At 35.7% G+C, this 25,646-nt stretch carries 26 protein-coding genes; 11 read left to right on the top strand and 15 right to left on the bottom strand.

What is annotated here, in order from left to right; all coding sequences use genetic code 11:
• Positions 1 to 3 precede the first annotated feature (3 nt).
• From ACLMCG_RS16425 to ACLMCG_RS16415, 3 genes are all read left to right on the top strand, one after another.
• The gene (locus tag ACLMCG_RS16425; RefSeq protein WP_413960280.1) at positions 4 to 4,800 is read left to right on the top strand and encodes a translocation/assembly module TamB; all 4,797 of its coding nucleotides are present in this window, start codon (positions 4 to 6) and stop codon (positions 4,798 to 4,800) included.
• Positions 4,801 to 4,934: 134 nt separating this feature from the next.
• Positions 4,935 to 5,405 carry an Lrp/AsnC family transcriptional regulator gene (locus tag ACLMCG_RS16420; protein WP_039371059.1) on the top strand — a complete coding sequence of 157 codons (471 nt, stop codon included), beginning with the start codon at positions 4,935 to 4,937 and terminating at the stop codon, positions 5,403 to 5,405.
• A 69-nt stretch (positions 5,406 to 5,474) separates the two neighbouring features.
• The gene (locus tag ACLMCG_RS16415) at positions 5,475 to 5,852 is read left to right on the top strand and encodes a hypothetical protein (RefSeq protein WP_047373649.1); all 378 of its coding nucleotides are present in this window, start codon (positions 5,475 to 5,477) and stop codon (positions 5,850 to 5,852) included.
• 84 nt (positions 5,853 to 5,936) lie between these two features.
• Here the strand turns inward: ACLMCG_RS16415 and gwsS are convergent, their stop codons facing one another.
• The 5 genes from gwsS to ACLMCG_RS16390 all read right to left on the bottom strand — a co-directional run bounded on the left by gwsS (position 5,937) and on the right by ACLMCG_RS16390 (position 11,723).
• Positions 5,937 to 7,007 carry a grasp-with-spasm system SPASM domain peptide maturase gene (gene gwsS / locus ACLMCG_RS16410; protein WP_413960279.1) on the bottom strand — a complete coding sequence of 357 codons (1,071 nt, stop codon included), beginning with the start codon at positions 7,005 to 7,007 and terminating at the stop codon, positions 5,937 to 5,939.
• Positions 7,008 to 7,182: 175 nt separating this feature from the next.
• The gene (gene gwsG, locus ACLMCG_RS16405) at positions 7,183 to 8,085 is read right to left on the bottom strand and encodes a grasp-with-spasm system ATP-grasp peptide maturase (protein WP_413960278.1); all 903 of its coding nucleotides are present in this window, start codon (positions 8,083 to 8,085) and stop codon (positions 7,183 to 7,185) included.
• The gene (locus ACLMCG_RS16400) at positions 8,082 to 8,987 is read right to left on the bottom strand and encodes a hypothetical protein (RefSeq protein WP_413960277.1); all 906 of its coding nucleotides are present in this window, start codon (positions 8,985 to 8,987) and stop codon (positions 8,082 to 8,084) included. Before ACLMCG_RS16400 ends, gwsG begins: the two co-directional genes overlap by 4 nt.
• A 64-nt stretch (positions 8,988 to 9,051) precedes the next feature.
• Positions 9,052 to 9,252: a TIGR04139 family peptide modification target gene (locus tag ACLMCG_RS16395; protein WP_223601181.1), complete on the bottom strand. Its 201-nt coding sequence runs from the start codon at positions 9,250 to 9,252 to the stop codon at positions 9,052 to 9,054.
• Between the two features lie 620 nt (positions 9,253 to 9,872).
• Complete coding sequence (locus ACLMCG_RS16390; RefSeq protein WP_413960276.1) at positions 9,873 to 11,723, bottom strand: helix-turn-helix transcriptional regulator; 1,851 nt, start codon at positions 11,721 to 11,723, stop codon at positions 9,873 to 9,875.
• Positions 11,724 to 11,961: 238 nt separating this feature from the next.
• Between ACLMCG_RS16390 and ACLMCG_RS16385 the strand changes: the two genes are divergently transcribed.
• From ACLMCG_RS16385 to ACLMCG_RS16355, 7 genes are all read left to right on the top strand, one after another.
• Positions 11,962 to 12,282: a DUF4870 domain-containing protein gene (locus ACLMCG_RS16385; RefSeq protein WP_413960275.1), complete on the top strand. Its 321-nt coding sequence runs from the start codon at positions 11,962 to 11,964 to the stop codon at positions 12,280 to 12,282.
• 18 nt (positions 12,283 to 12,300) lie between these two features.
• Positions 12,301 to 12,762 (top strand): hypothetical protein, encoded by a 462-nt coding sequence (locus ACLMCG_RS16380; RefSeq protein WP_413960274.1) that lies wholly within the window; start codon positions 12,301 to 12,303, stop codon positions 12,760 to 12,762.
• Between the two features lie 29 nt (positions 12,763 to 12,791).
• Positions 12,792 to 13,745 carry a hypothetical protein gene (locus tag ACLMCG_RS16375; RefSeq protein WP_413960273.1) on the top strand — a complete coding sequence of 318 codons (954 nt, stop codon included), beginning with the start codon at positions 12,792 to 12,794 and terminating at the stop codon, positions 13,743 to 13,745.
• A gap of 26 nt (positions 13,746 to 13,771) precedes the next feature.
• Entirely contained in the window at positions 13,772 to 13,948 is a 177-nt protein-coding gene (locus tag ACLMCG_RS16370; protein WP_413960272.1) for a hypothetical protein, read from the top strand.
• 98 nt (positions 13,949 to 14,046) lie between these two features.
• Positions 14,047 to 14,580, top strand: coding sequence for a DUF4303 domain-containing protein (locus tag ACLMCG_RS16365; protein WP_413960271.1), 534 nt, complete (start codon positions 14,047 to 14,049; stop codon positions 14,578 to 14,580).
• 150 nt (positions 14,581 to 14,730) lie between these two features.
• Positions 14,731 to 15,210 (top strand): hypothetical protein, encoded by a 480-nt coding sequence (locus ACLMCG_RS16360; protein WP_413960270.1) that lies wholly within the window; start codon positions 14,731 to 14,733, stop codon positions 15,208 to 15,210.
• Positions 15,188 to 15,706: a hypothetical protein gene (locus ACLMCG_RS16355; RefSeq protein ID WP_413960269.1), complete on the top strand. Its 519-nt coding sequence runs from the start codon at positions 15,188 to 15,190 to the stop codon at positions 15,704 to 15,706. The genes ACLMCG_RS16360 and ACLMCG_RS16355 overlap by 23 nt, the downstream gene beginning before the upstream one ends.
• A 172-nt stretch (positions 15,707 to 15,878) precedes the next feature.
• On the opposite strand, the gene ACLMCG_RS16350 is transcribed toward ACLMCG_RS16355, so the two are convergent.
• From ACLMCG_RS16350 to ACLMCG_RS16340, 3 genes are all read right to left on the bottom strand, one after another.
• A complete protein-coding gene (locus ACLMCG_RS16350; protein WP_213278207.1) occupies positions 15,879 to 16,823 on the bottom strand; it encodes a transketolase family protein in 945 nt (314 codons plus the stop codon).
• A 30-nt stretch (positions 16,824 to 16,853) separates the two neighbouring features.
• The gene (locus ACLMCG_RS16345) at positions 16,854 to 17,738 is read right to left on the bottom strand and encodes a transketolase (RefSeq protein WP_223601280.1); all 885 of its coding nucleotides are present in this window, start codon (positions 17,736 to 17,738) and stop codon (positions 16,854 to 16,856) included.
• 77 nt (positions 17,739 to 17,815) lie between these two features.
• The gene (locus tag ACLMCG_RS16340; RefSeq protein WP_413960268.1) at positions 17,816 to 18,334 is read right to left on the bottom strand and encodes a hypothetical protein; all 519 of its coding nucleotides are present in this window, start codon (positions 18,332 to 18,334) and stop codon (positions 17,816 to 17,818) included.
• 326 nt (positions 18,335 to 18,660) lie between these two features.
• On the opposite strand from ACLMCG_RS16340, the gene ACLMCG_RS16335 reads away from it, so the two are divergent.
• Positions 18,661 to 20,892, top strand: a complete 2,232-nt coding sequence (locus ACLMCG_RS16335) for a reprolysin-like metallopeptidase (RefSeq protein ID WP_413960267.1) — start codon at positions 18,661 to 18,663, stop codon at positions 20,890 to 20,892.
• Between the two features lie 74 nt (positions 20,893 to 20,966).
• Here ACLMCG_RS16335 and ACLMCG_RS16330 read toward each other — a convergent pair whose 3' ends face one another.
• From ACLMCG_RS16330 to ACLMCG_RS16300, 7 genes are all read right to left on the bottom strand, one after another.
• Complete coding sequence (locus ACLMCG_RS16330) at positions 20,967 to 22,526, bottom strand: sodium:solute symporter (protein ID WP_223601187.1); 1,560 nt, start codon at positions 22,524 to 22,526, stop codon at positions 20,967 to 20,969.
• Positions 22,527 to 22,712: 186 nt separating this feature from the next.
• The gene (locus tag ACLMCG_RS16325) at positions 22,713 to 23,000 is read right to left on the bottom strand and encodes a GNAT family N-acetyltransferase (RefSeq protein WP_213278212.1); all 288 of its coding nucleotides are present in this window, start codon (positions 22,998 to 23,000) and stop codon (positions 22,713 to 22,715) included.
• 1 nt (position 23,001) lies between these two features.
• The gene (locus ACLMCG_RS16320; protein ID WP_223601188.1) at positions 23,002 to 23,397 is read right to left on the bottom strand and encodes an OsmC family protein; all 396 of its coding nucleotides are present in this window, start codon (positions 23,395 to 23,397) and stop codon (positions 23,002 to 23,004) included.
• Positions 23,397 to 23,615 carry a (4Fe-4S)-binding protein gene (locus ACLMCG_RS16315; RefSeq protein WP_213278214.1) on the bottom strand — a complete coding sequence of 73 codons (219 nt, stop codon included), beginning with the start codon at positions 23,613 to 23,615 and terminating at the stop codon, positions 23,397 to 23,399. The genes ACLMCG_RS16320 and ACLMCG_RS16315 overlap by 1 nt, the downstream gene beginning before the upstream one ends.
• 1 nt (position 23,616) lies before the next feature.
• Positions 23,617 to 24,195, bottom strand: coding sequence for a TMEM175 family protein (locus ACLMCG_RS16310; RefSeq protein ID WP_047424290.1), 579 nt, complete (start codon positions 24,193 to 24,195; stop codon positions 23,617 to 23,619).
• Complete coding sequence (locus ACLMCG_RS16305) at positions 24,188 to 24,727, bottom strand: NADPH-dependent FMN reductase (RefSeq protein ID WP_047424292.1); 540 nt, start codon at positions 24,725 to 24,727, stop codon at positions 24,188 to 24,190. The genes ACLMCG_RS16310 and ACLMCG_RS16305 overlap by 8 nt, the downstream gene beginning before the upstream one ends.
• 14 nt (positions 24,728 to 24,741) lie before the next feature.
• On the bottom strand, positions 24,742 to 25,641 hold the full coding sequence (locus ACLMCG_RS16300; RefSeq protein ID WP_413960266.1) for a pirin family protein: 900 nt from the start codon (positions 25,639 to 25,641) through the stop codon (positions 24,742 to 24,744).
• Positions 25,642 to 25,646 lie beyond the last annotated feature (5 nt).

Below are 25,646 nucleotides of genomic sequence, written 5' to 3'. Positions count from 1 at the left end.
ATAATGGCAAAGTTAGAGAATAATAACGAGAATGAGAATAAAAAATCGGTAGCTGAAAACCTAGGGGATCAGGTACAGAAAACTGTCGAAAATGTAGAAGAAAAAGTTCGGGAGACAGTAAAAGAAGCATCTGAGCTGGCTTCAGATGCCATACATCATCCTGTGGAAACGGCTGAAGAGTTTGGAAAACAGGCGATGAAAGATGTTACCAGCTATACCTGGTGGGGAAAACTTCTCTTGATTCTCTTTTGGCTTGGCTTATTTCTGGTAGGAGGTATATTGGTTGTCATCAATCTTCCGGTGACAAAACAATGGGCGGCAGATCAGGCTCTTCAGATCGTAAATAAAGATTTCAAATCAGGGTTTTCCACAGAAAGTGTGGATGTTAACTACTTTGGAGATGTAACGATAAAAGGTTTAAAAGTAAAAGATTATAAAGGATTTGATTTTATTAAAGCCCGCGAATTCCGTGCAGATTCAGACTGGATATCTCTTGCTGTGAATGCTATTTCAGGAAAAAGCAATTCTTTAAGCTTTAATTCACTGACTCTCGTTAATGCCGAAGTAAGAGTAATTACCTATAAAGGAGACAGCATATCTAATTTTGTAAGATTTACAGAACTCTTTGATGACGGAAAGAAAAGAAATCCGAACAAACCTCCTTTTCAGCTGAATTCCAGAGTACAGATTATTGATTCTAAAGTTTCAATCGTCAATGAAAATTCTCCCGGAGAACAGGGAAAATGGCTAACGGCAACACAATTCAACTTAAAAGCACCGAATGTAAAAGTCAACGGACCGAATGTTTCGGCTTTGATTAATAATATGTCCTTTGTGACCTCAAGATGGGGGAAATCTCATATTGTGGATACTTTTTCAACAGAACTGTCTTTAACGAAACAATTTTTGTCATTGAAAGACCTTACACTGAATACCGATCATACCTTACTTCAGGGGGATATTAAATTTAATCTTCATGACGGATCATGGTCAGATTTTGCTGACAGAGTACGATGGGATATGAATATTCAACAGGGAAGCCAGGTGAGTGGTTATGACATCAGCTATTTTGTGACGAACTGGGATAATATAAAACCGTTCAATCTTTCAGGGACGATGACGGGACCTTTAAATAAGTTCCATCTGGAGAATTTCCTGATCAGAAATCCTGATGTGAATATTGCAACCAAAACGATGAAGGTTGATAACCTGCTGAAAGGACATTTTGCCATCGAAACAAAAGATCTTTCTGCAGATTTTACTTACAAAGATTTAAAAGCAATGATGCCATCCTTTATCTCTAAAAAGATGAAGAACTTTGCTGATGATTTCGGGAAATTAAAGTATAATGGAACAGCAAGAGTAAATCCGGATCAGATCTATGTGGACAGTGGGAATTTAATGACAGGAATAGGGCAGGCTAAAATTTCCAAGCTTACATTATCGGGTTACAGCACCGCAATGCCTAAATATTCCGGTTATCTTGATGTAAAAGATCTTAATACATCTGTTATTACAAAGAATAAAACGGTAGGCTTGATCTCCGGTAAATTTGATCTTAACGGGCAAAGCTTTGATGTAAATACGATGCGTCTGACCACTAAATCTCAGATTGCAAGCGTTGAAATTATGGATAAAACGATCAATAATCTGTATCTGGATGGATTATTGGATCATAAAAAATACAACGGACTTATTACCGTTAATGATGAGCAGGCAAAAGCTACAATAAAAGGATTAATAGATTTCAGTACTTCAAGAGTGGCTATGGATGTCAACGCAGATGTCACCTACCTGAATATGAACTATTTTACCAATAAGCCTGGCAGCCAGGTGGTAAGCGGTCAGGTTGAAGGAAAGATGGCCATGTCTTCCATTAATGATCTTACGCTGGACGTTAATGCCAACAATCTGAATTTTGCTACTGCAACTCAAAAATATAATATTCCGAATGCTAAATTAAAAACCTTTGTAGAAGCAGGAGGCCGTGTGATTGATGTGGATGCTCCGGGAGCTGCCACAGGGAAGATATCGGGAAGATACAGCCTGGCAGATCTTGCAGGAATGGTAGAAAACGGAGTCGGAAAAATATTGGTGGGACCACCGCCGAGAAAATTATACCGCGGACAGAATTTTGCCCTGAAGTTTGATGTTCAACAGGGATTGGTCAATTACTTTTTACCGGAGCTTAGACTTCCTCAGGGAGCTATTGTAGAAGGTGAATATGACGGAAATTCAAACAACCTGATTCTGAATCTGGATGCTGCTTCTTTAAAATATATGATGACGAAGGAAGAAGAAATTACAGATGCTGATAAAGCGCTGGCAGATTCCAATCCTGATTATAAAGTTAATGACCGAAAGAACATTAACAGAGACAGTGCAATGGTGGATAGTGTTAAAGTGAGAATTAACACAGCTGACCTTAACCAGCAATTGTATGCAAGGATTAATAGGGTAGTTTATAACAAAAATGTCATCAAAGATTTTGAACTTAAAGGGAATAATGAGAATGGAAATACCCTTCATTTAGCTACCGTATTCAAGCATGGAAGCCCTGATGATGAAATTAATGAAAAGCTTAAAGAATACGCTATTAATGTAGATCAGTCTACCGATGCAGCCGGAGATTACGTGTTCAGATTTGAGCCTACGGAAGTAAAATTCAATGAAGTGACCTGGGCAATAGATACAAGTCCGGAACTCAATCATTCCATTACCTATAGAAGGAATACCGGAGATTTTGATATCAGAAACTTAAGGGTTTATTCCGATAAAAGTGCCTTGTTTATTAAAGAAGCACAGTTTAAATCGGCAAAAGATTTTTATCTGGATGCCGATATCAACGACTTTTCAATAGAAAAACTTCTGGAAATGCAGTCCGGAGGAAATACAATGGATATCAAGGGTCTTGCCAACGGAAGTGTCAAGATCAAGATGGATAAAAGTACACTTCAGCCACTGGTAGATCTTAATATTGATGATATCAAGATGAACGGCAATGATATGGGAGATATCTCTATTTCTGCCACCAATGGTTTCTCACTGAACGTTTATGATATTGATGTAAAAGTACATTCTGCGGGTGTTCTTGGGAATAATAGTCTTAATCTGACAGGAACTGTTAACAATAACACTTCTTCTCCGATCATTGATCTTACGGCAGAAATGCGTGATTTTGACCTGTCATTTACTCAGCAGTTTGTACAGACTGTTTTTGCAAACCTGAGAGGAAAAGCAACCGGAGACCTTAAAATCAACGGAAAACTCAGCAATCTTGACTATAGCGGTGATATTGCTTTAAAAGATTTCGGATTAAAGCTTTTGTTTACCGGAGTAGATTATTCATTTGATGACACTGTAATTCAACTGACCAAAGGATTAGCCATCCTCAACAATATTGAAGTACATGATGGAAGAACCAATTCTAAAGGGAATATTTCCGGGGCGATCCAGTTTGAGACCCTTTCTTCAATGGGGGTATCTCTCGTAATGAGGGCAGACAATCTGTTGATGCTTAATACTACTCAAAAAGATTTCGACCTGTTCTGGGGAAGAGTTTACGGACAGGGAGATCTTTATGTGGATGGACCTGTTTCTGGATTAAGTATTACAACCCCTAATATGAAGGCACTTAACGGAAGTACCTTTACCTTTAATTCCAGTTCTACATCCAATGTTGAAGAATTTAAAATGCTGAGGTTCCTGAAAGAAGGAAAAGACGGTCTGATTACACTGGAAGAAAAGAAGAAAACAGGAGCCAATATGAATATTGATTTCAATCTGGCCGTAGATAAAGGAACTACTGTAAATGTACTGGTAGGAGATGATGTAGGAAATATTACTGTAAAAGGTTCTGCAGATCCGTTGAGGTTCCACATGAACAGACAGGGAAATATCGCCATGAGCGGTACCTATAAAGTAGACAATGGAACATTTGTATCTAAAGCGATTCTTAACAAGACCTTCCAGATCGAAAGAAACAGTAGTATCAGGTGGGATGGTGACGCTATGAAGCCGGCACTGGATATTAATGCCAATTATATTAGGATGGTAGCCAATGTTGGGGAATATCTGAGTATGGGAAAACTACAGCCTATCAGTGTTTTATTACAGGCTCATATTACCCAATCTTTAGTAGACCCTCAGATTGATCTGAATGTAACGGCTATGGATGTGTCCAGTCAGGTAAGAGAAACACTGGCTGCTAAAATGAGTCAGGAAGGAGAGAAAGTACTTCAATTCGGTTCAGTTCTTTTGTTGAGCACCTTTAACGTATCCAATAGTGGTGGAGTTGAAGTAAATGTAGGTAACGTTGCAGAATCGCAAGGGTATAACATGCTTCTTAAGCAGCTGGGATCTGTTCTTAATACAATGAGTAATGAATTTCAGATTGACCTTAATTATGTAAAAGGAGACCAGAACTCAACCGTCGGAGACAGAGCCAATGCAGGAGTAAGTGTAGCGGTTTCTCCTAGAGTTAATATTAAGACTGGATTAGGAATTCCTCTGTCGAAAACAGATAATACACAGAATAACTACCTTTCCGGAGAAGGGTCTGTAGAATATGATCTTTCAAAAAAGAATGATGGAAGTTTAATCATACGAGGATACTCTAAACCTACCAATATTGGTATGGGTATGGTGAGTACAAACGGCTCTGCGAATCAAGCCTATGGAGGAGGGGTTGTGTGGAGTAAAAGCTTCAATTCTTTGTTTAAAAAGAAGAAAAAAGACAAAAAAACTTCAGGTGCAAAAGGTGAAATAAAAACAGATTCTATAAAATCAAATGGTAAATAATCAGAATATTTTAATGATTTTTATCATCTGTGTTAATTATTGTTAATATTTGATATATATTTTTTAGTTAAATTATTTTTCGTAAATTTGCAAAAAATACATAGATTTTTTAAAGAAATTGTAATTTAACTAATATGAACTATCAACTGGACGAAATAGACAAGAAAATTCTTGATTTCTTAGTAGAAAACACAAGAATGCCTTTTACTGAAATTGCAAAGCAGATGGATGTTTCTGCTGGAACAATTCACGTAAGAGTGAAAAAGATGGAAGATGCAGGTATTATTTTGGGATCATCTCTTAATATCGATTATGGTAAGCTGGACTATCACTTTACAGCTTTCATAGGGATCCTTTTGACAAAATCAAACCGTACTCAGGAAGTATTGAAAGAATTGTCAACTTTACCTAACGTCATTGAAGCTAGCGTTATTTCCGGAAAATATAATATTTTCTGTAAAGTAAGAGCTAAGAACACGGATGATGCTAAAAGAATTATTTACCAGATAGACGACATTCAGGACGTAATGAGAACTGAAAGTATGATCTCTATGGAAGAATTCTTAAGTGACAAAAATAGATTGATCAACGCTATCTCTATATAAGTCAAATTTTAAACGAATAATTATAAAAGAACTTATGAAATTTCTCATAAGTTCTTTATTTTTGTAGGTATGGAAGAATACAGTTATTTTGACGAAGATCCGAAGAAAGGATGGGGATTTGTACTGGCATTTGCAGCCCTGATGTTGTTTACTATAATGGGGCTTGGAATAGATGTGGATGAATATCTGCAGCATGAATATCTGGAGATCCCGAGGTGGTATTTCTACGTTATTTTCTCAATTGATGTATTAATGATGATTGGACTGGTACTGATGTTCTTCTACAGAAAAATAGGAATCTTCATGTTCCCGGCTTTACTGGTGATGCACTTCTTTATGCACAATTATTACCTGTCTACATTCCTGTATACAGATGTTACCAACCTTTTCCTGTTTACAGGATTCGGAATGCTGGCCATTATTCCGAAATGGAAGTTTTTCAAATAAGAATATAATCACTTTATAATAAGACGAACGGCTTTTAAATTCAATTTAAAAGCCGCTCTTGGATATAAGAGGGGATGAGAAACACTATCTGAGTTCTAATGAATGAAAAATTTTTTGCTTCAAAGGATTTTTTGTCCAGTCTTCCCAGACTCCTGTATAGGGATTATAACCGCATTTCAGAGGTTTTGATATATTCAGGCCTTCTTTGCTTTTTTCTGCATTTTCGGTGTATGCCCTGCAGTCTGTGCAGACATAACGGAACTCGCAGTCCTTACAGATTTCTATATTGTCTTTGGTCAGATCCCAATATTTTTTGAAATCACTCTGGGTGATTGCTTTTTCAAGACTGTGATTATGGATATTTCCAAAGCTTTCAACCATCAGCGGGCAGTTTTTAATGGTGCCGTTTCGGTCAATACCCATCTTTTTATACAGGCAGGAATTGTGGTTCATTGCTTCCAGTACTTTTGGAAGGTTGGTATTGAAATATTTCAGTTCCACTTTTCCACAGGCAGATATTTTCAGGTCATCTTTTAGAAAATTAAGCGAGAATCTGTATTCATCTTTAGCTTTGAAAGGAGGTTTCGAACAATTGTAGAAAATGAGACTGTATATTCTGACTGTATTTTTGTGAAGAGCCTGTATAAAAGATAGATTGGTTTCCTGATGAAACGGGGAAAAAATTTCTATTCCTGACAGCACTGAGGTTTTAAAAATATCATCAATTTCTATGAATTCATCTATTGTTAATGGTTTTAAACTGTAAATAACCAAATGTTTAATGCCAAGGTTTTCTACAGAAGGTTTTATTTTTTTCAGCAGCTCAATATCTTCCATTTCGATAAAGAGATTTGTTATAGCACTGGGCTCATGATATTCATAAGAAAGAGGAGGGAAGTTCCTGTCCCAATCGTTTTCAGTAACAAATCCATATTCTTTTTCCAGCAGCAGATTAATATATTCCTGAACAATCGGCCTGGATTCTTCATCATAATCTCTTAGGATGTCTTCAAGAGAATGATTTTTCATTTCTTCTATCATCTCGTATAATTCCAAAGGATATAGTTCAGATACATTTCTCTGTAGGTCTGAAATAAGAATTCTGCTGGCTCCTTTTGTAATGAGAATTGTTGAGAAAAGATTAAAGTATTTCATAGCAATCTTGTCAGAAATTTATAAGGATTAAGTTTAGCATAAGAATCCGTATAATATTTTTCACAAGGAATGGTGATGCTAAAATGCTTTTTCTCACGGCTTTTACTTTTTACAATGTCAATATATTTAAAGGTGAGAGGCAGTTTATGCTTTTCTTTATTAGTAAAATCTCTTTTCATAAATAATCAGCTATTTCTTTTTCCAATAAATAATTACACATTACTGACATTCCCAGAAACTGGCCTACAGGATTGACTTCTAAAAAATAATATTTACTATCATTTTTAACGAAATCAAGAGAACCGGAATTAAGATCTAATGACTGCATTAGCAGATGTATTTTTTGTTCAATATTTTTCGGAAGATTATAAGGGATTTTTCTATTTGGTTTTTCATCATTATATTTCCTAAAGTCAATTTTAGTTTGATTATCATTTTGCGAAAAGATGGCTGTAGACCAAACTTTACCATTTAGATAAAAGCTTCTGATCTCGAAGTCTTTTTCAATTTTTTCCTGAAAGAAGGTGATAAAAAAATTTTCGTCTTCATTTTCTTGAACAATTGTTGTATACATCATACCGCTTGAATCTTTGAGTATGTTTTCCATTCGCGGATTTCCACCAATGGTTTTGATGATTGTTTTGTTTAAAGTAACATCATCTGTTGTGTCAGCCAGGAAGTAAGACGGAACATCTAATCCAACCTTTTGAGCCGCTTCAAGCACGAGAAGTTTATTGATATCACTATTGCTTTGTTTATTGATATGTTTTTTTGACTCTAAAAACTTAATTATATAATCTTCCAGCCAGTGTTGATATTCATTCATATTGAGATTAATTGCTTCATTTTTATAATGTAGACGGTTAAACTTCAATCCACCTCTTCTATACCATATACTGGTAATTTCATCAATAAAAAAACAATTTCTCGGGCTTTCTAGATAAATCCGTCTTTCTTTGATTTTAATATCAAAAATTTCCTCTTCATGCACCCGGATAAAGCTTTTCTCCAATTTTAGTAGCCATTTAATGACTTCTGTAGTGGTTATTTCGTTATTTTGAGAAATAATGAGTATCAATTTTTCTTTTTTATTTTTTTGAAGAAATCTTTTGTAATCAACTGAGCATGATTTAAGCTTGGCAACCCAATGCTTTTGCGATTACGATTGACGGTTGCAGAATCTTTTATATTTTCATAACCTTGATAAACGCCATAAGTATAAGGTACTTTATGGTGTAAATTATTTCTATCTATCATAGCTGCGTAGTCTCTTGGGGGACATTCACCTGATTTTACATACTCTAATACTTTTATTTTCAAATATGGGTAATACTCTTCATAATCGGCCATATGAAGTAACATGGGGCCGGAGGGCATAAAAAAATCACCATTCCATAAACCTATTTTTTGCAGGTCTGGAAATCCATAGTTCTCAAACATCCACTTCAGAAGTTCAGCATTCTTTTTATCATTTTTATTGATATCTGCATAATTTGAATAAATACGACTGTCTTGATCACGTTTAAACGCAACTGTAAAAGAATCTACAAGTTTTTGATTAAGTCTTTTTTTCCATTCCTCAACTTTCAATTCCATTTCCTGCCTGCCAATACCATATTTTTGATAGAGTTGTATGAAGCCGGAGTCTTGCTTTTTATATTTCCAATTAGGTGCAACTAACGGAATAAGCTTGTAAAGACTTTTCTTCCCTCCGAAATTTTTGTGATGTTGATCTGCAAGCTTTATGTAATTTTCATATTCTTCTCTCCGGTCCTGGTTTTTGGGAGGGTATTGTCTGAATATTTTTTTGTACTGCTTGATCGTAAATATTGTATCCTTTTGAAAACGAAATATACTGTCGATTTTATTGATTTTATTATAATAGGTTATATAGTTTAAATTTCTGCTCTTACAAGCTGTAAGAGTAAAAAATATAACTATTAAAGCATATGAAGTATAGTTCCAAATATCTTTTTTCATAAATCCTCTAACGAATATGATCTGATAAAAGAGATAGAGGGATAACCCTCTATCTGTGATAATATTAATTAAGACTGGTATCGATTTTTAAAGTACTGATATGAACTCCATCTTTCCAAGTCTCTTTATCATAACATGTAGAACCACAATCTGTTTCTACATATTTATAACCATCTCCACCTAAAATAGATTTTAAATCTTTTCTTTGTAGTTTTTTGTTTTCTGTAGAAGAGAAGCCACTCTTCATTCCATTTAATTTTTTCATTTTGATAATTTTTGTTGTGTTGTGTAAATCATTTGTGCCATATAAACCCTGACATTGGGAGTGAATACTTTACATATTTTTATGTACTGTACACATACATACAAAGATGTAGAATGCATTCCGTCAACGTTGATGTTTTCAAATCTATAAATATTCAGTTCACTTCATTGGGATAAAATGTGTAAGTGGTTTGTATATTTTGTGTACAAATATGCTTATGCAAGTTGTGCATATATGAGAAGGTTTGGTGAAATATTTTAAATATTGAAAAGTATAAAGTGAACTCTGAAAATGTTAAGAAAGCTTAGGAATGTAATAGCATATTATAGAGTAAGATATTCTATTGTACAATATGGTGAAATGAATGAATTTAACATTAGAAATAACATGGTAATTCATTCATTTTGAAAGAAATTTGCATGTTTTAATGATGTTTTTCGTGAAAAAGTAATGGTTTTCTGTTCAAAAATGATGTAGTCGCTTTGTGAATTTCCACAAAAAAGTATTGGTTTCAGATAAATTAATCAGGATAGATAATATTGAGCTATAAAAAATGAAGCTTTTCAACCCGATGTTGAAAAGCTTATGGAGTTTAATATTAAGGTAAAGTATACTTGTGGTTATTCAGAAAATACACCCTGAAAAAAAGAATCCAAAGCAGTGTTTTCATCCAGCCCGAACTTCTTTTTCAAACGGTATTTGGTCATTCTTACGCTTTTAGGTTCTACATTGAGAAGGTTGGCAATTTGTTTTGTATCCATGCCAAGATAAATATAGGCACAGTATTTCAAATCCAGAGCAGTGAGTTTTTGTTTCGCCCTTTCATTGATACTTTTAAAGAAATCCGGATGCAATTCCTGAATGGTGAATCTGATCTTTTCAAAATCGTTATCCACACGGCTTTCTTCTTTTACCATCTGATGAATATTAATATCTGTATCAGAAAGCTGGGTCTGAAGCTGTTGAAGAACTTCATTTTTATGCTGAATATGCAATTGGCTGGCCAGTACTTCGCTTTGCAGTTTTTGCTGTTGAAGGGTAAGAAGTTCCTGCTCAGCTCTTAATCTTGCCTGCTCCTCTTGCTGAAGCTTAATCTGCATTTCTGCTTCATGCTTTTCTGTGTCAAGCTTATTTTCCCTTTCTATAGAATATCGTAATTTGAAATGATAAGAACGGAACATAAAGAAAGCACCAATTAATCCAATTATTCCCAAACCAATGTAAAGCAGTTTCTCTTTTTTCAGACTGGTTGTTTTTTCAGTAAGAGATCTGAGTTCAGATTCTTTTTTCTGAGATTGGTATTGAGCTTCGAGTTTTTTTGCCGTTTCAGCCTGTCCTTCGTCAAAGAGAAGATTGCTGTATTCTGCTAGTTTTGATTCGTATTCATACGCTTTCTGATATTTCTTTTGTTTTGCATACAGCTGGGCAAGGTCTTTCACCACATTGATCATGACATGGTAATAAACCGGCTGCTGCGTAAGAAGAATCTGTTCTGCTTTTAAAAGATATTGCTCTGATAAAGCATCATTCTGATCCCGTGAAGCCAGATTACTCAAAACACCAAGCGCACCTGCCTGAATTCCCTGGTTTAGAGTTGTATGCTGTGTGAGAGTCAGGATTTCGTTGGCATTATTCTGAATTTCCTCGCGGATTTCAGGAGTTATAACGGGATAATTTAAATAATAATTAATAAGATTCAGCAATGCCATTGCTTGTACATGGGCTGAAACATGACCTGGAAATTGATGGTACAAGCCAACAGCTTTTTTGCACATTTCTATGACCGGTTTCAGATCTTTTAAATTTCCGTTTTTTTCATATTGAAAAGAGTAGCAGACAGCAAGAGCGGAATAGGTAGAACTGAGTAAATTTTTGTTTCCTGATTTTTCTGCAAGCTCAATAGATTTTTTTGCATATTTAGTGGCATTTTCAGCATCATTCCATTCAGTATAAATTCCGTAGAGAAGATAATTAAGCTTTGCATTTAACATGATTTCGGAAGGCTGCTTCTCAACGAGTGGAAGCACTTTCTGAATCAGCTTGATTGTATTTTCAGGCTCACCAAAAACATTTCTATAATAGATATTCAGATAGCTGGCATATAGTTCAGCAGTTTTATTATTACTCTTTTGAACAATTGCATTAGCCGCATCCAGAATAGGTGGAATCTTATCATACTCAGACTGGTTAAGCTTAATAATTCCTTTTTGCGTAAGAGCTTTGGCTTCTTCAGCGTAATTTTTTTCCTTTTTAGCAAATTCCAGCTGTTGCTGAGCATATTTTTCAGCTGTAGAATATTGATCACTGACTCTGTAATATTCAGTAAGTTCATTGTAAATTTTGAATTTTTCTGCAGAAGAAATGTGATCTTCATTCAATTGGTTTTTAAGACCATCAATAAATGTATTCTGTGCAGGATATAAAGTGCAGATAAAAAGTATACAGTATAAGAGTGAGTACTTCAGTTTCATAGGGTGAAAGTACAAAAATTGTAGACATCTTTCAATTTAGGCTCTGAAAAAGTAGAAATGAGTATTGTTTTTAAATGATTGATAGTTAGATGTTTATTTGTTTTTGTAGACGTTTTGTAGTCATCTTTAATCTGAGTTGAAGATGTTTTGTAGTTGCAAAAAATAATGTAGAGATGTTTTTCCGTTGCAATTTTGGATCAGAAAAAATCAAAGAATATTAATTTAAAATTTTACAGTTATGGACAACAAAACATTATCAATCCTGTCTTACATTACTCTTATCGGGTGGTTAATTTCCTTCGTTATCGGAAAAGAAAAATCAAACGGCCTTTTAAAATACCATCTGAAACAATCATTAGGATTAATCCTTTTTTCTATTGTACTATCCATCATTCTCAATATTATATTGATGGTTACCAAAATCGGGATTCTTGGGATATTCGGTTTCATCCCTTTGATACTGATGATTATCGGAATTATTAACGCTGCGAATGATGTTGAAAAACCTTTGCCTTTGATTGGGAAAATGTGTGAAGATAAATTTTCTTTTATCGGATAATGTCTGAAATTTCTGGATATGGAAGACTTTAAACATTTAAAGAAAGAAGGTGCTGGATATCAGGTGAAACAATATGTTGCATTTCAACATATTATAGTAGTTGCCTGGGTGTGTATTTCAGGAGTAATTCTCATAAATACAAGCTATCTGAAAACGGGGATTTTTTTATTAATCTTTTCATTATTGCTCACCATTATTTCTTTTATTCCTTCAAAGGTTAATTTTGATCCTGAAAATAAGCTTCTTACGGTAATAAACAGCGGATTGAACAGAAAGGAATTTTTGTACAGACTAGAGGATTTTGAAGGCTTTGAGCTGCAAACATTCCGGTTGGCATTTATTCCTTTAGGGTGTTATTTGTATGCTAATTTTAAAAATGTATCAAATCTTAAACGTCCTTTAATATCACAGTCTTTCAGTAAAAAAATGATGCAGGAGATTACCAACGAACTTGAAGATGTGAATATGAAAATCAGATAAAAACACCTATTACAATTTAATAAAGAATTATGAAAAGATCAATAATTATTGCAGGAATGCTTCTCCTGAGTTTTTCTGTCATCTCATGTGATAAGCTGGAAAAGATGAAAGAAAAACTTTCGCAGAATGATACCAAACAGGTAAACCCTTTCAGTGTCAATTCCGGAGATACCAATAGAGATATTATTTCCTTTAATAATAAAGTGGTAAAAATGGATGATGCTCAATCGGATTTTATCAAAAATTTCCAGAATTCATTAACTCAGATGGAAGAATTTGTGAAAAATGCAGCTGCTAATTCTCAGTTTTCTGGAATTTCACCCACTTTCACTCCTACAATCATGATGTATTCTCATCAGGAACTGAAGGCTCCGGATGTGCTGGGAAAAGAATTTCAAGGTTTAGTTGATACAATGAAAGATACAACGGCTCAACTGGAAACCCTGAAGAAAGAATTAGAAACTTATAAAGAAGCAGAAGACTGGAAAGATGATAAAGGAAAAAAAGTAACCGAGATCACTGAAAAAGCAAAAAAACTTATCCAGGAAAATCGAGCCGCAGCTACAGAGCTGTTTGCAAAACTTTCTCCAAGAGCAGACAAAGCGGAGATAGAAACTCTTAAAGATCATCCGCTTAAAACACAGATTCTTCAATCCAGAGAAACAATGGAACTGACGCAGAAAATCATCGACGATTCTTATAAAGTCACGGATATGAATGCTTACAAAAACAAATTTTCCCAGCAATATCAGCAGATGGAAAAATTATACAATAGGAATATCAGTGAAAAGATTCCGTCTTCGGAAAAACAAAAAGAAAGCAGTTATCAGGCATTCAACAATTCTGTAAATGATTTTTTGGGTAAAATGCGGATTGTACAACGAAGCCTGAATGAAAATAGTAAGGAACTGAACAATAATCTTGATGATCTGGAAAGAGAAGCGGGTTATGTTCTTGATCGTTATAACACTTTTGTAGACTGATTTACTAATAATTAAAATTTTATACTATGAAAAAAATAGCTGGAATTATTCTGATTCTGATAGGCTTCTGCCTGGTAGTGGTGATTAAGATAGGATCCTCAAGTGAAACTTCCTGGTTATTCAAATATGGAGAGTTGCCTCCCATGCTGCTTGGGGCAGCTATTTTGATTCCCGGATTAATCTTGTATAATAAAAACAGATAGCTATAATCATGAAATTGAACAGCCTTTCTTAGAATATAATGTGCTGATTTGATAGGATAAAGGTATTTTTACCGCCCATTTTAAAAAAGAAAAGAAGTATGGATTTTGAAATTTTGAAACAGCAGATAGAAGATGCTGCTAAGAAAGCTTTTTTAGAAGTGTATGAAAAGCATGGAACAGAAGGGATTTACAGCTTTGCATTGTACAGTGATGAGGGTGCAATGACAGTATGCCCAGCAGCAAATACCATAAAAGTACTGGAAGCAGCAGATGAAGATGATGCTCTTTATTATAAGTATGAACCGGCAGAATGGATCTATGAAATGGAAGGAGCCGATGGAGAGTTCAATGAAATCTGTACTCAACTGAGAGCAGAGCTGGATCAGCATGACGATGATGATCAATGGTTTGATGGTTTTCAGGCTAAGTTGTATTCTACCTGTATAGAAGTGCTGGAAAAACTTAAAAATGAGAACTTTTTTACAAAGATAACAGGCAAGGATATTTTCCTGATTTTCACGGTCTCAGATTATGAGTTTGAGAGGGAAGAACTGAAAAGTCTTATCTTAAGCCTTAATGATAACGAATACAGAAGTGAATATCTGAACTGGATGGCTACCTGGGGCAATTAAAAGAATGACGAATTAAAAAAACACTTTAAATATATACATATGAAGCCCGATAAAATAATTGTCTCAGAAGCCTCTTATCAATCACAGTCTCACTAAACCTTTATAATATCATTATCAGAAACCAGAAATTAAACAACAATTATATTAATTATGAACAACTACAAATTTTATAAACAAGAAGGAAATCAATATATTTTTAAAAACCAGCCGGTATTTATAACTGTGCTTTGTATTATCTTCCTGATTGTAGCTGGACTGCTCTTTAATAGTGTAAGAACTCTTAGCTATGTCATCATTGCTGTGGTGGCACTTATTCTGGTTAATTTTTTTACTAAGAAATTCATCATTGATATGGATCGCATGACGATTACAGGAAAACATACCATTTTCGTTCCGGCCAGAACCTATCCGATAGAGAACTTCAGAAACTTTCATGTGCTGGCAACAAAATACATGGGTTTTATCACCACAAATGTAATGCTGTCGATGTATTTTGAAGTGAATGGCAAAGAAAAACAGCTTACGATAGGCCAGGCTCTTACCCAAAAAGGAATACAGAAGATGGTGAATGAAACAGAGGACATTATGAACATTAATAATCCTGAGAATGGATATCAGAGACCGCTATAAGTTTGAAGAAAACGGAAGTGAAATAAGCTTTATGCCCAACTATAATTTCCTGCGTACTTTAGTATGGTGGCTGGCGTTGGGGGTGATTGCTCTTCCTGTAATTCTATATTATTTTAAGGGTAAAACTTCCGGAGATCAGTTTAAAATTGTAATGGGACTGTGGGGAATTTATATGATCTACTTCCTGTTTGATTTGTTTTTCAGGGTTCCTGTGAAATATATTTTTGATAAATCAGAGAAGTCTATTTACAGAAAACTTTTACTGTCCAAAAAACTCATGAATTTTGATGAAATGACCTATTTTGTCAATGATGAAAGAGGAGGATACTACTATTCAATTGGGAAAAAGAGAAATCAGTTTGTGAAAAACTACAGAATCAGTAATTATTTCTCAGGTTCAAAAGCTTCAGACAGAAGAGAAGACGATTACGTCAGGGAAATATTATGCCCGGTTCTGATTGCTGTAGGAATTCCTTTGAATCAACAGGAACAATAATAATCAGGATAAAAACTAATACAATGAAGAATAGATGTATAACCATTCCCCTCCGCCGGAGGGGTGGCAAAAATTCAAAGAATTTTTGACGGGGTGGTCTATAACGCAATTACAAAAACCCCGGCTGTTTCTTTGAAACAGCCGGGGTTTTATCTATATAAAAATAGCTTATTTAAGCTAAAATTCTCTTTACAGCTTCTTTCACTGCAGCAGCATCAATTTTATACTTTTTCATCAATTCTGCTGGTGTTGCAGACTCTCCGAAAGTATCATTTACCGCTACAAATTCCTGTTTTGTAGGTCTTCTTCTTGCAAGCATACCTGCAACAGATTCTCCTAAACCACCAAGGTAGTTGTGCTCTTCAGCTGTTACAATTTTACCTGTTTTTTCAACAGATTTCAGAATGATCTCTTCGTCAAGAGGCTTAATCGTGTGGATGTTGATTACCTCACAAGAAATACCTTCTTTCTCAAGCTCATCTGCAGCTACAAGAGATTCCCATACAAGGTGTCCCGTTGCAACAATCGTTACATCAGTACCTTCCTGAAGCATAATTCCTTTTCCGATTTCGAAAGGCATATCTTCCGGAATGAAAACAGGAACTACCGGTCTTCCGAATCTTAAATATACAGGACCTTCAAAATCAGCAATCGCTAAAGTAGCAGCTTTAGTCTGGTTATAATCACAAGTATTGATAACCGTCATTCCAGGAAGCATTTTCATCATACCGATATCTTCAAGAACCTGGTGAGTAGCTCCATCTTCTCCTAAAGTAAGACCTGCGTGAGAGGCACAGATTTTTACATTTTTGTTAGAATAAGCGATAGACTGACGGATCTGGTCATATACTCTTGAAGTAGAAAAGTTAGCAAAAGTTCCTGTGAAAGGAATTTTCCCTGTAATGCTAAGACCTGCAGCAATTCCCATCATGTTAGCTTCTGCAATCCCTATCTGAAAGAATCTTTCCGGAGCCTTCTCAATGAATTTCTCCATTTTCAAAGAACCGATAAGGTCTGCGCAAAGTGCTACTACATTAGGATTTTTGTCCGCTAGTTCTGCTAATCCTGCTCCGAATCCTGAACGAGTGTCCTTTTTTTCTGTATATGTATATTTCATTTTTATTGTATTAATCGAGATATTAAGATATTAGTAATCAGCCGGAGCTTCTAGGTACAATTGCTTGAATGCTGTGTCTAGCTGCTCATCATTAGGAGCTTTACCATGCCATGCATGAGATCCCATCATATAATCAACTCCATAACCCATTTCTGTATGAAGAAGGATGGCTACCGGCTTTCCTTTTCCGGTTTCTGTTTTTGCTTTCTCAAGGATTGCAATTACAGCTTCAAGATCATTACCGTTCTTTTCCTCCAAAACAATCCATCCGAATGCTTCAAGTTTAGCATGAAGATTTCCTAAGCTTAATACATCATCTGTATCCCCGTCAATCTGACGTCCGTTGTAATCAATAGTAGAAATGATATTATCTACTTTTTTAGCAGAAGCATACATCAATGCTTCCCAAACCTGACCTTCCTGAAGTTCACCATCTCCGTGAAGAGTGTAAACAAGAGATTGATCACCATCTAATTTTTTACCCTGAGCCACACCAAGAGCTACAGAAAGTCCCTGTCCAAGAGAACCTGAAGCAATTCTTACTCCCGGAAGTCCCTCATGAGTAGTCGGGTGCCCCTGTAACCTTGAATCTAATTTTCTGAAAGTACTCAGCTCTTCAACAGGGAAGAATCCGAATCTTGCTAAAGTAGAATAGAATACCGGAGAAATATGTCCGTTTGATAGATAAAAATGATCTTCATTTTTGCCTTCCATTGTGAAAGGAAGTTTATAGTTCATTACCTTTCCATAAAGTGCTGTGAAGTATTCTGTACAACCTAAACTTCCGCCCGGGTGTCCTGAATTTACAGCATGAACCATTCTTAAAATGTCTCTTCTGATCTGCGTAGTAAGAGATTTTAGCTCTTCAATACTTTTACTCATTATGTCTGATTTATTTGAACGCGAATTTACAATTTTTTACCGGCTTATGGAAATGCAAAAATCCGGATCTGAAACCCCGGATTTTAATTAATTTGAATATTTTCCTGCTTTTAACAGCCCTCATTGAGGTAGACGGATATTTCTGTAACAATATTATTAACAAATTTAAAGCTTAACAGCGTTCCTGCCTGACTGTCTTCAATATTAAAATAACCGGAATCTTTGATAGGTTTGCTATTGTCATCCCAATCCGGACGTACACTGAAGTTGGGATAATTTCTGTAAGCATTGATAAGGTCATCTCTGGTGCTTCCAACCCCGATTCCACTTTTGGTCTTAAATTTTTTACTCGTTGTTGTCATGTAAGTAACTGAAGGAACACTCGGGTTGGCTTCATTAATATAATTGTCGAAAAGGTCAATCTGAATGATCTCTCCATTATACTTTACCCTATTTTTTTTCTCTCCACCAGAGTTCGAAAGTTTTATTCCTGCAATTTTTTCAGCCTCAACCTTAGGCATAAAGACTTTAAACGGCCCGATTCTTAAAGTTGATACTTCAAAATTTTCCTGTGCATTCATAAAACTGAATGTTAACAAGAAAGCGATAATTGAGATAATTTTTTTCATGGTTTTTTTATTTCTGTTTCTTTTTATTTTGTTAAATTTTTGAATGGCTTTATATCATTCGTAGCAAAGATAATTAAATTAGAAAAGTCTATAAAATTAGTTATTTTAATAAAGAAAATTTGTGTATTGAGCTGAATGCTTTGTGGTAGCTTGATTGTTGATTTTTTACTACTGAATATCATTTTTTTTTGAATTTTAGTATATAATATTTGATAAATTTAGTTAATTTTATAATTCAATATTATTTGAATTATAAACCTTTAACTGATTATTCTTTAGTTTTTAGTCTTGTTATTTGAATTAATAAAAATTACAAACCATTATATATGAAAATTAAACAATTATTTTATTTGGGGATATTTGTAATATCCATTTCCTCAGGGAAGGCCCAGGACTTTTTTACAGTGATCAGTGAAAGGTCCATCAAAGCAGATCCTAAAAACAGGACAGTACAGCCGGAAAAGTCATTGACTTATACATTAGATGTGGCTGGAATGAAAAGTTATTTTAATTCTGTTCCGGAGTTGAAAGACAGTGATCTTAAAGATAATGCTCCGATTATTGTTTTGCCAATGCCGGACGGTAAGAAAGCAAAATTCAGAATCTGGAAATCTTCGGTGATGGCTTCTGGGTTAGCCAGTCAGTTTCCTCAGATCGTTACTTTTACAGGACAGGGAATTGATGATAAGTACGCTACTATAAAACTGGATTTTACGGAGCTGGGATTCCATGCACAGATAAAATCTATAGTAGCGGGAGATACTTATATTGATCCTTATGCAAAATTGGATATTAACAATTATATCATCTATAAGAAAAGTGACTTAATTGATAAAACCCAGAGATCCTGCGGAGTAAAAGATGAAGATTCTTCTTTTGAAAAAAAAAGCGCACAAAAAACCGTAAGTCCAAGCGTAGGGGGTCAAATTAGAGTTTTCAGATTTGCAGTGGCCTGCACAGGAGAATATGCTGTTGCAGCAACTGGTTCAGCTACTCCTACTGTTGCGCAGACTCTTTCCGCAATTGTAACATCTGTAAACAGAGTAAACGGAGTCTATGAGCAGGAAGTTGCTTCAAGACTGGTATTGGTGGATAATGAAGCAAATGTAGTTTTTACAAATGCTACTACAGATCCATTTAACGGAAATAACAATGCCAGCACATTGATTAATGAGAGCCAGACTCAGATTGATTTACTGATAGGAAATACTAATTATGACATCGGCCATACTTTCAGTACAGGCGGAGGTGGATTAGCCGGATTGGGAGTAATCTGTAATGCAACCAATAAAGGAAGAGGGATTACCGGTTCTCCTAACCCTGTTGGTGATCCTTATGATATTGATTATGTAGCTCATGAAGTGGGACATCAGTTTGGAGGTCCTCATACTTTTAATGCAATTACAGGCAGCTGCAATGGAAACCGTAGTGCTACCAATGCTGTAGAACCCGGAAGTGGAATTACGATTATGGCTTACGCAGGAATTTGTGGAAGCACAAATAATTTAGCTCCTAACAGTATTCCTACTTTTCATACCAAATCATTCCAGTCTATCACAGCAAAAGTTCAGTCAACTTCATGTCAGGTTACACTTCCGGTTAACAATTTCGCTCCTACCGTAAATGCAGGTGGTGATTTTACCATACCAAAGAGCACACCGTTTAGATTAGAAGGATCTGCTTCAGATATAGATAATAATCCACTTACTTACAGCTGGGAACAGAATGATGTAGGCCCGGCAGGTGACTGGAATGCTCCAACAGGTAATGCACCTCTATTCAGATCATACGTACCTGTAACAGTTCCTTACAGATATTTCCCGAAACTTACAGACGTAATCAATGGTACTGTATCCAAAGGAGAAGTGAGACCATCCTATGCAAGAACCATGGAGTTCAGACTGACTGTAAGAGACAATAACGCAGGATGTGCAGGAGTTTCAAATGATGATGCTATCATTACCGTTGATGGGAATTCAGGGCCGTTCAATGTAACTGCACCTACCACAGCTGTTAACTGGGCGGGTAATTCTACTCAGACCATAACATGGGATGTAGCGAACACAACTGCCTTCCCTGTAAATTGTGCTACGGTAAACATTTTCCTTTCCACAGATGGAGGTCTTACGTATCCTACGCTTATCTTAGGCTCTACTGCAAATGATGGCTCCGAGACCGTTACGATTCCTAATATAACGACTACGCAGGCCAGAATTATGGTGGCAGCAGAGACGAACGTGTTTTACAATATTAACCCTATTAACTTTACGATCACACAGACATTGGGAGTGAACGAAACAGCTTCAAATAAGGATGTATTCGTAGTATATCCTAATCCTAGTAAAGGACTTCTGAATATTAAATTTACCAATTCAAATGAAGTGTATGACATGAACGTATATGATGTAAGTGGAAAATTAGTATTCACTCAGGCTAATAATAAACTGAACCATGATAAAACAGGTACTTTTGATTTGTCACAGTTGGTTAAAGGTGATTATCTGATTAAAGTTAAATCTAAAAATATGGAGAAAACAATCAAGTGGATTAAAGAATAAAGAATCCATTCACCAAAATAAAAAAGGCTGTCTTCAATGAAGGACAGCCTTTTTATTTTTTTATAAAGATTAAATTAAACGACTCTTAAATAGTTTTTGTTTTTTACCAGCCATAGGCCAATAAAGGTCAGCAATCCGTTAAGAACAATCAGCTCTACACCGATTTTGTAATCGGTATAAGTTGTTACAGCAAGGTTGATCAGATAGGTAAGCACAGGTGCTAAAATAGTCACTACAAGAATGGAATACTTTCTTGAGATCTGAAACTTCGTGAAGATTCCAAAAGCAAAAAGCCCCAAAAGCGGTCCGTAAGTATATCCTGCAATTTCCATGATCAGATAAACAATAGATTTGTCATTCATTGCTTTGAAAACCATGATCAGGATAAAGAAAACTACCGTAAAGATCAAATGCACTTTCATACGAAGACGTTTCTTTTCTTTTTCAGTTTTGGTTTTATCTTCATTAAGGTTTAATAAATCTACACAATACGAACTTGTTACAGCCGTTAAAGCACCATCTGCAGAAGGGAATAATGCTGAGATCAATCCGATAATGAAAATAACGGAAATTGTCATTGGAAAATATCCTTGAAGCGATAAAGCCGGGAAAAGGTCGTCTCCCATTATATTCTTAATATTTCCTGCGGTGTCTTTAAATCCAAAAATATTCGTGACTGTTTCACCGTTTATAGTTCCATATTCTGCTCCATGTTGTAGGGCAAAAAGGTATAATAATCCTCCCAGGAATAAGAAGGCAAGGTTCACGATAAGAAGTGTTCCTGCGAAGGTCAGCATGTTTTTCTTTGAATTCTTAAGATTATCTACAGAGATATTTTTCTGCATCATTTCCTGATCCAGTCCCGTCATCGCAATCGTAATAAAAATTCCTCCCAAAATTGTTTTCAGGAAAAAGGTTTTGGAATTAGGATCAAAATTGATGAAATGAGTGTAGTTTTTCTGTTCCAGAATAGTATATGCTTCTCCAAATGATAAATTCAGGTTGGATAAAATGTAAACGATACATGCTACAAGGCTGATAATCATAAATGAAGTTTGCAGTGTATCTGTAATGACAATTGTCTTTACACCTCCTTCAAAAGTGTACAGAAGTACCATCAGCAAAAGAACCAGAGAAGTTACCCAAAACGGAACTCCCAAACCTTCAAGCAAGAAAATCTGTAAAACATTTACCACCAGATATAATCTTGCCGTAGCACCAATGGCCCTTGAAATAATAAAAAAGATGGAACCTATTTTATGAGCTTCCACATTGAATCTTTTCCCCAGATACGTATAGATAGATGTGAGGTTCATCTTATAATAAAGCGGAAGCAATATCGCTGCAACAATAAAATATCCGATGAAAAACCCGATCACCATCATATAGTACTCAAAACCTCCGTAAATATATTCGGAGCCGGTCATTTTTCCTACAGTACCCGGAACAGAAATAAAAGTAACCCCACTTAAGCTGGTTCCTATCATCCCGAATGCAACGAGCCACCATTTACTCTTTTTATTACCGATAAAAAATGACTGGTTATCAGAATTCCGGCTGGTGAAATAAGAAATCACCAAAAGGCCGATAAAATAGATGAAAACAAATAGCAAAAGGATAGTTCCTGAATTCATGCTTGATTTTTAAATTTTAGCAAATATATAAAAAAGATCAGTCGTGAATCGTGAATTTGAAATACTCTTAGTTTCAAAACAAATTGTGACGAATATTTTGTTTTTACAGCCTGTATTCTGCTAAAAATAAAAACCCTTCCAGATTTCTCTCTGAAAGGGTTGTATTATAAGGGTGGAAAACCGTGACTAGTTCACTAAAACATCCTGAAGTTCCTCACTTTTCTGGAAACTTGCCTTAGCGAAAGGGCAGAGGGGAATAATCTTTTTCCCATTTTTTCTGGCAAAATCCACTGCAGCCAGAAGCATTTCCTTACCTACACCTTTTCCGTTGTAGGCTTCTTCCACCTCGGTGTGGTCTATTATAAATCTTTCTTCTCCCGCCCAGGTATACGTCATCATTCCTGCGCGACTTCCATCTATGAAAGCTTCAAAACTTCCGTGTTTATCGTCGTTGTTTTGTTTTACTTCGATCATATTATGAGAATTTAGTTAGTATTTCTATGTCGTTGGTTAATATTTTATGAACAGGGCATGCATCAGCAATAGTGTGTAGTCTTTTCAGCTGCTCATCATCCAGAATACCTTCAAAGCTGATATCCCTTTTGAAAACAGCTCTTTTTGTTAATGGGAAATTTTCAAGCTCTACTTCCACATTGATGTTTTCTACATCCCATTCCTTTCTTTCAATGTACATTCTCAGCGTAGCAGCTGTACAGCTTGCCAATGACGTTGCCAGAATTTCCATTGGGTTAAGACCTTTATTCTGTCCGCCTTTATCAATCGGTTCATCGGTGATGATCTGATTTTCGCCGGCTGTTACTTCTGTATAATATTTTGTTTTTCCTAAACTTGCTTTTACCGTTACCGCCATTATTTTTCTGTATTGAATTTATAACTTAATGCACCAGAAGGGCATTGGTCTATTTGTGTTCTAAGTTCTTCCGGGCTTGCATTTTCTGCTTTTATCCAAGGTCTCTCTTTAGGATTGTAGACTTTGGGAAGCAATTTTACACATACAGCCGAGTGGATACACTTTTTAGGCTGCCAGATGACAGTGATGTTACCGTTGGGATATTCGTGTGTTTCCATATCAATTTTCTTTTAATGATTTTTCGATTCTTCTGTCCGGAATCAGCCATATAAGAGCCACTAGATAATAAAAACCTATGGCAATATAAGGATAAAAAAATGAAGTAGCGATGCCAAGAACATAAAAAATAATAGAGATATACTCTTTATATTTTGAATGAATAGCCTCTTTCAGCTTGGAATCTTCTCCCTCGCACCGGATAATGACATGCTCCAGAATGGTATAGGCAATTGCCGCCATAATGAGCCCGATACCATACACTGCAACAGGATTTTTAGCAAAACCTGTAGTTCCGATCCATTCCGTAGCAACAGGCATCAGAGAAAGCCAGAACAACAGGTGAAGATTAGCCCAAAGAATGCTGCCATTTACTTTTTTTACCGTCTGAAACAAATGATGATGGTTGTTCCAGTAGATTCCTACATAAATAAAACTGAAAATATAAGCCAGGAACTTGGGAAGAAGAGGTTTGAGGCTGGCCCAGCTATCTCCCTCAGGTACTTTAAGTTCAAGTACCATAATGGTGATAATAATAGCAAGGACACCATCACTGAATGCCTCCAGTCTTCCTTTATTCATTGGTTTTAACCTGATTTTTAAAATTCTGTATTTTGCCTTTCAGCTCATTCAGCATATCCGGATTGATAACTCCGCTTTCCATGTCAAAATTTTCATAAAACTTCGGCAGTGAAAAAGTATCCTTGATATCTGCTGCGAACTGAGGGAAAAATGTTTTTGCTGTATTCATCACATTTCCGCCGCCGTAGCCTCCGGGAGAGGTACTCATCAGAAGCATGGGTTTATTCTGAAATACTTTTACATTAATTCTGGAAGACCAGTCAAAAACATTTTTAAAAGCTGAACTGTAAGAACGGTTGTGTTCTGCCAGAGAGCAAATGATTACGTCACATTCTTCAATGGCTTTTAAAAATCCATGGGCTTCATCCGGAAATCCTTTCTTTTCAAGATCCACAGAAAAAACAGGCATAGTGAAATCGTTGAGGTCAATCAGATTGATTTCTTCATCCTGAAAATCTTTCAGAACAAACTTTACCAGTTCCCTGTTGATAGAAGTGGAAGACGTACTTCCTGCAAATGCTAATATTTTCATGGTTTCAACTGAAATTATTTTCTGTTTAAAATAGCCTTAGGAAGCGGAACATATTCATTTTCATCGCCCGGAACCAAAGGAAACGCATCATGATTCTGATCATTCCAGTTTACTTTTGCCTGATCGATTAATTCTTTATCAGAGTTAACGAAATTCCAGAATATAAAACGTTCTTCATCAAATGGCTCACCACCGAAAAGATATACCGTTCCGTTTTCGCTCATATCAAATTCACAAAGCTTGGTATCTTTAGCGATCATCAGCTGTTTTGAACCATAAGAGTTTCCTTCAGTAGTTACTGTTCCGTCCAGAACATACATTGCAGCTTCTCCGTAAAGATCTTTTCCGATGCTTATTTTCTTAGCTTCTTTTGTTTTTATTTCGATGAAAAATAACTTGCTGTGTACAGGAACCGGAGATGTTCTGCCAAATGCTTCGCCCGCAATTAGTTTATATTGAATACCATTTTCTTCCCAAACAGGAATCTCATCAGCTTCAATATGATTAAAAGTTGGTTCAGACTGTTCAAGATGCTTTGGAAGCCCTACCCAGATCTGGAATCCGTGAAGTTTTTTATCTGTGTGTCTTAAATATTCAGGAGTTCTTTCTGAATGTACAACTCCTTTTCCGGCAGTCATCCAGTTAACAGCACCCGGTTTTATTTCAAGAGCACTTCCAATACTGTCTCTGTGGAAAATAGAACCTTCCAGCAGATACGTTAATGTAGATAATCCGATATGCGGATGAGGGGGAACATCAAGATTCTGATAATCCTTTAATTCCGAAGGGCCCATATGATCTATAAATACGAAAGGTCCAACAGCTCTTTTTTCACGGAAAGGAAGAAGTCTTCCTACCAGAAAATTTCCGATATCTGCTGCTTTTTCTTCAATGATAAGTCCAATATTTGACATGATGA

The sequence above is a fragment of the Chryseobacterium sp. S90 genome (assembly GCF_047444895.1).
Taxonomy (GTDB): domain Bacteria; phylum Bacteroidota; class Bacteroidia; order Flavobacteriales; family Weeksellaceae; genus Chryseobacterium.
The sequence above is the reverse complement of the archived record's forward strand: the minus strand, read 5'-3'. Positions and strand labels throughout refer to the sequence as shown.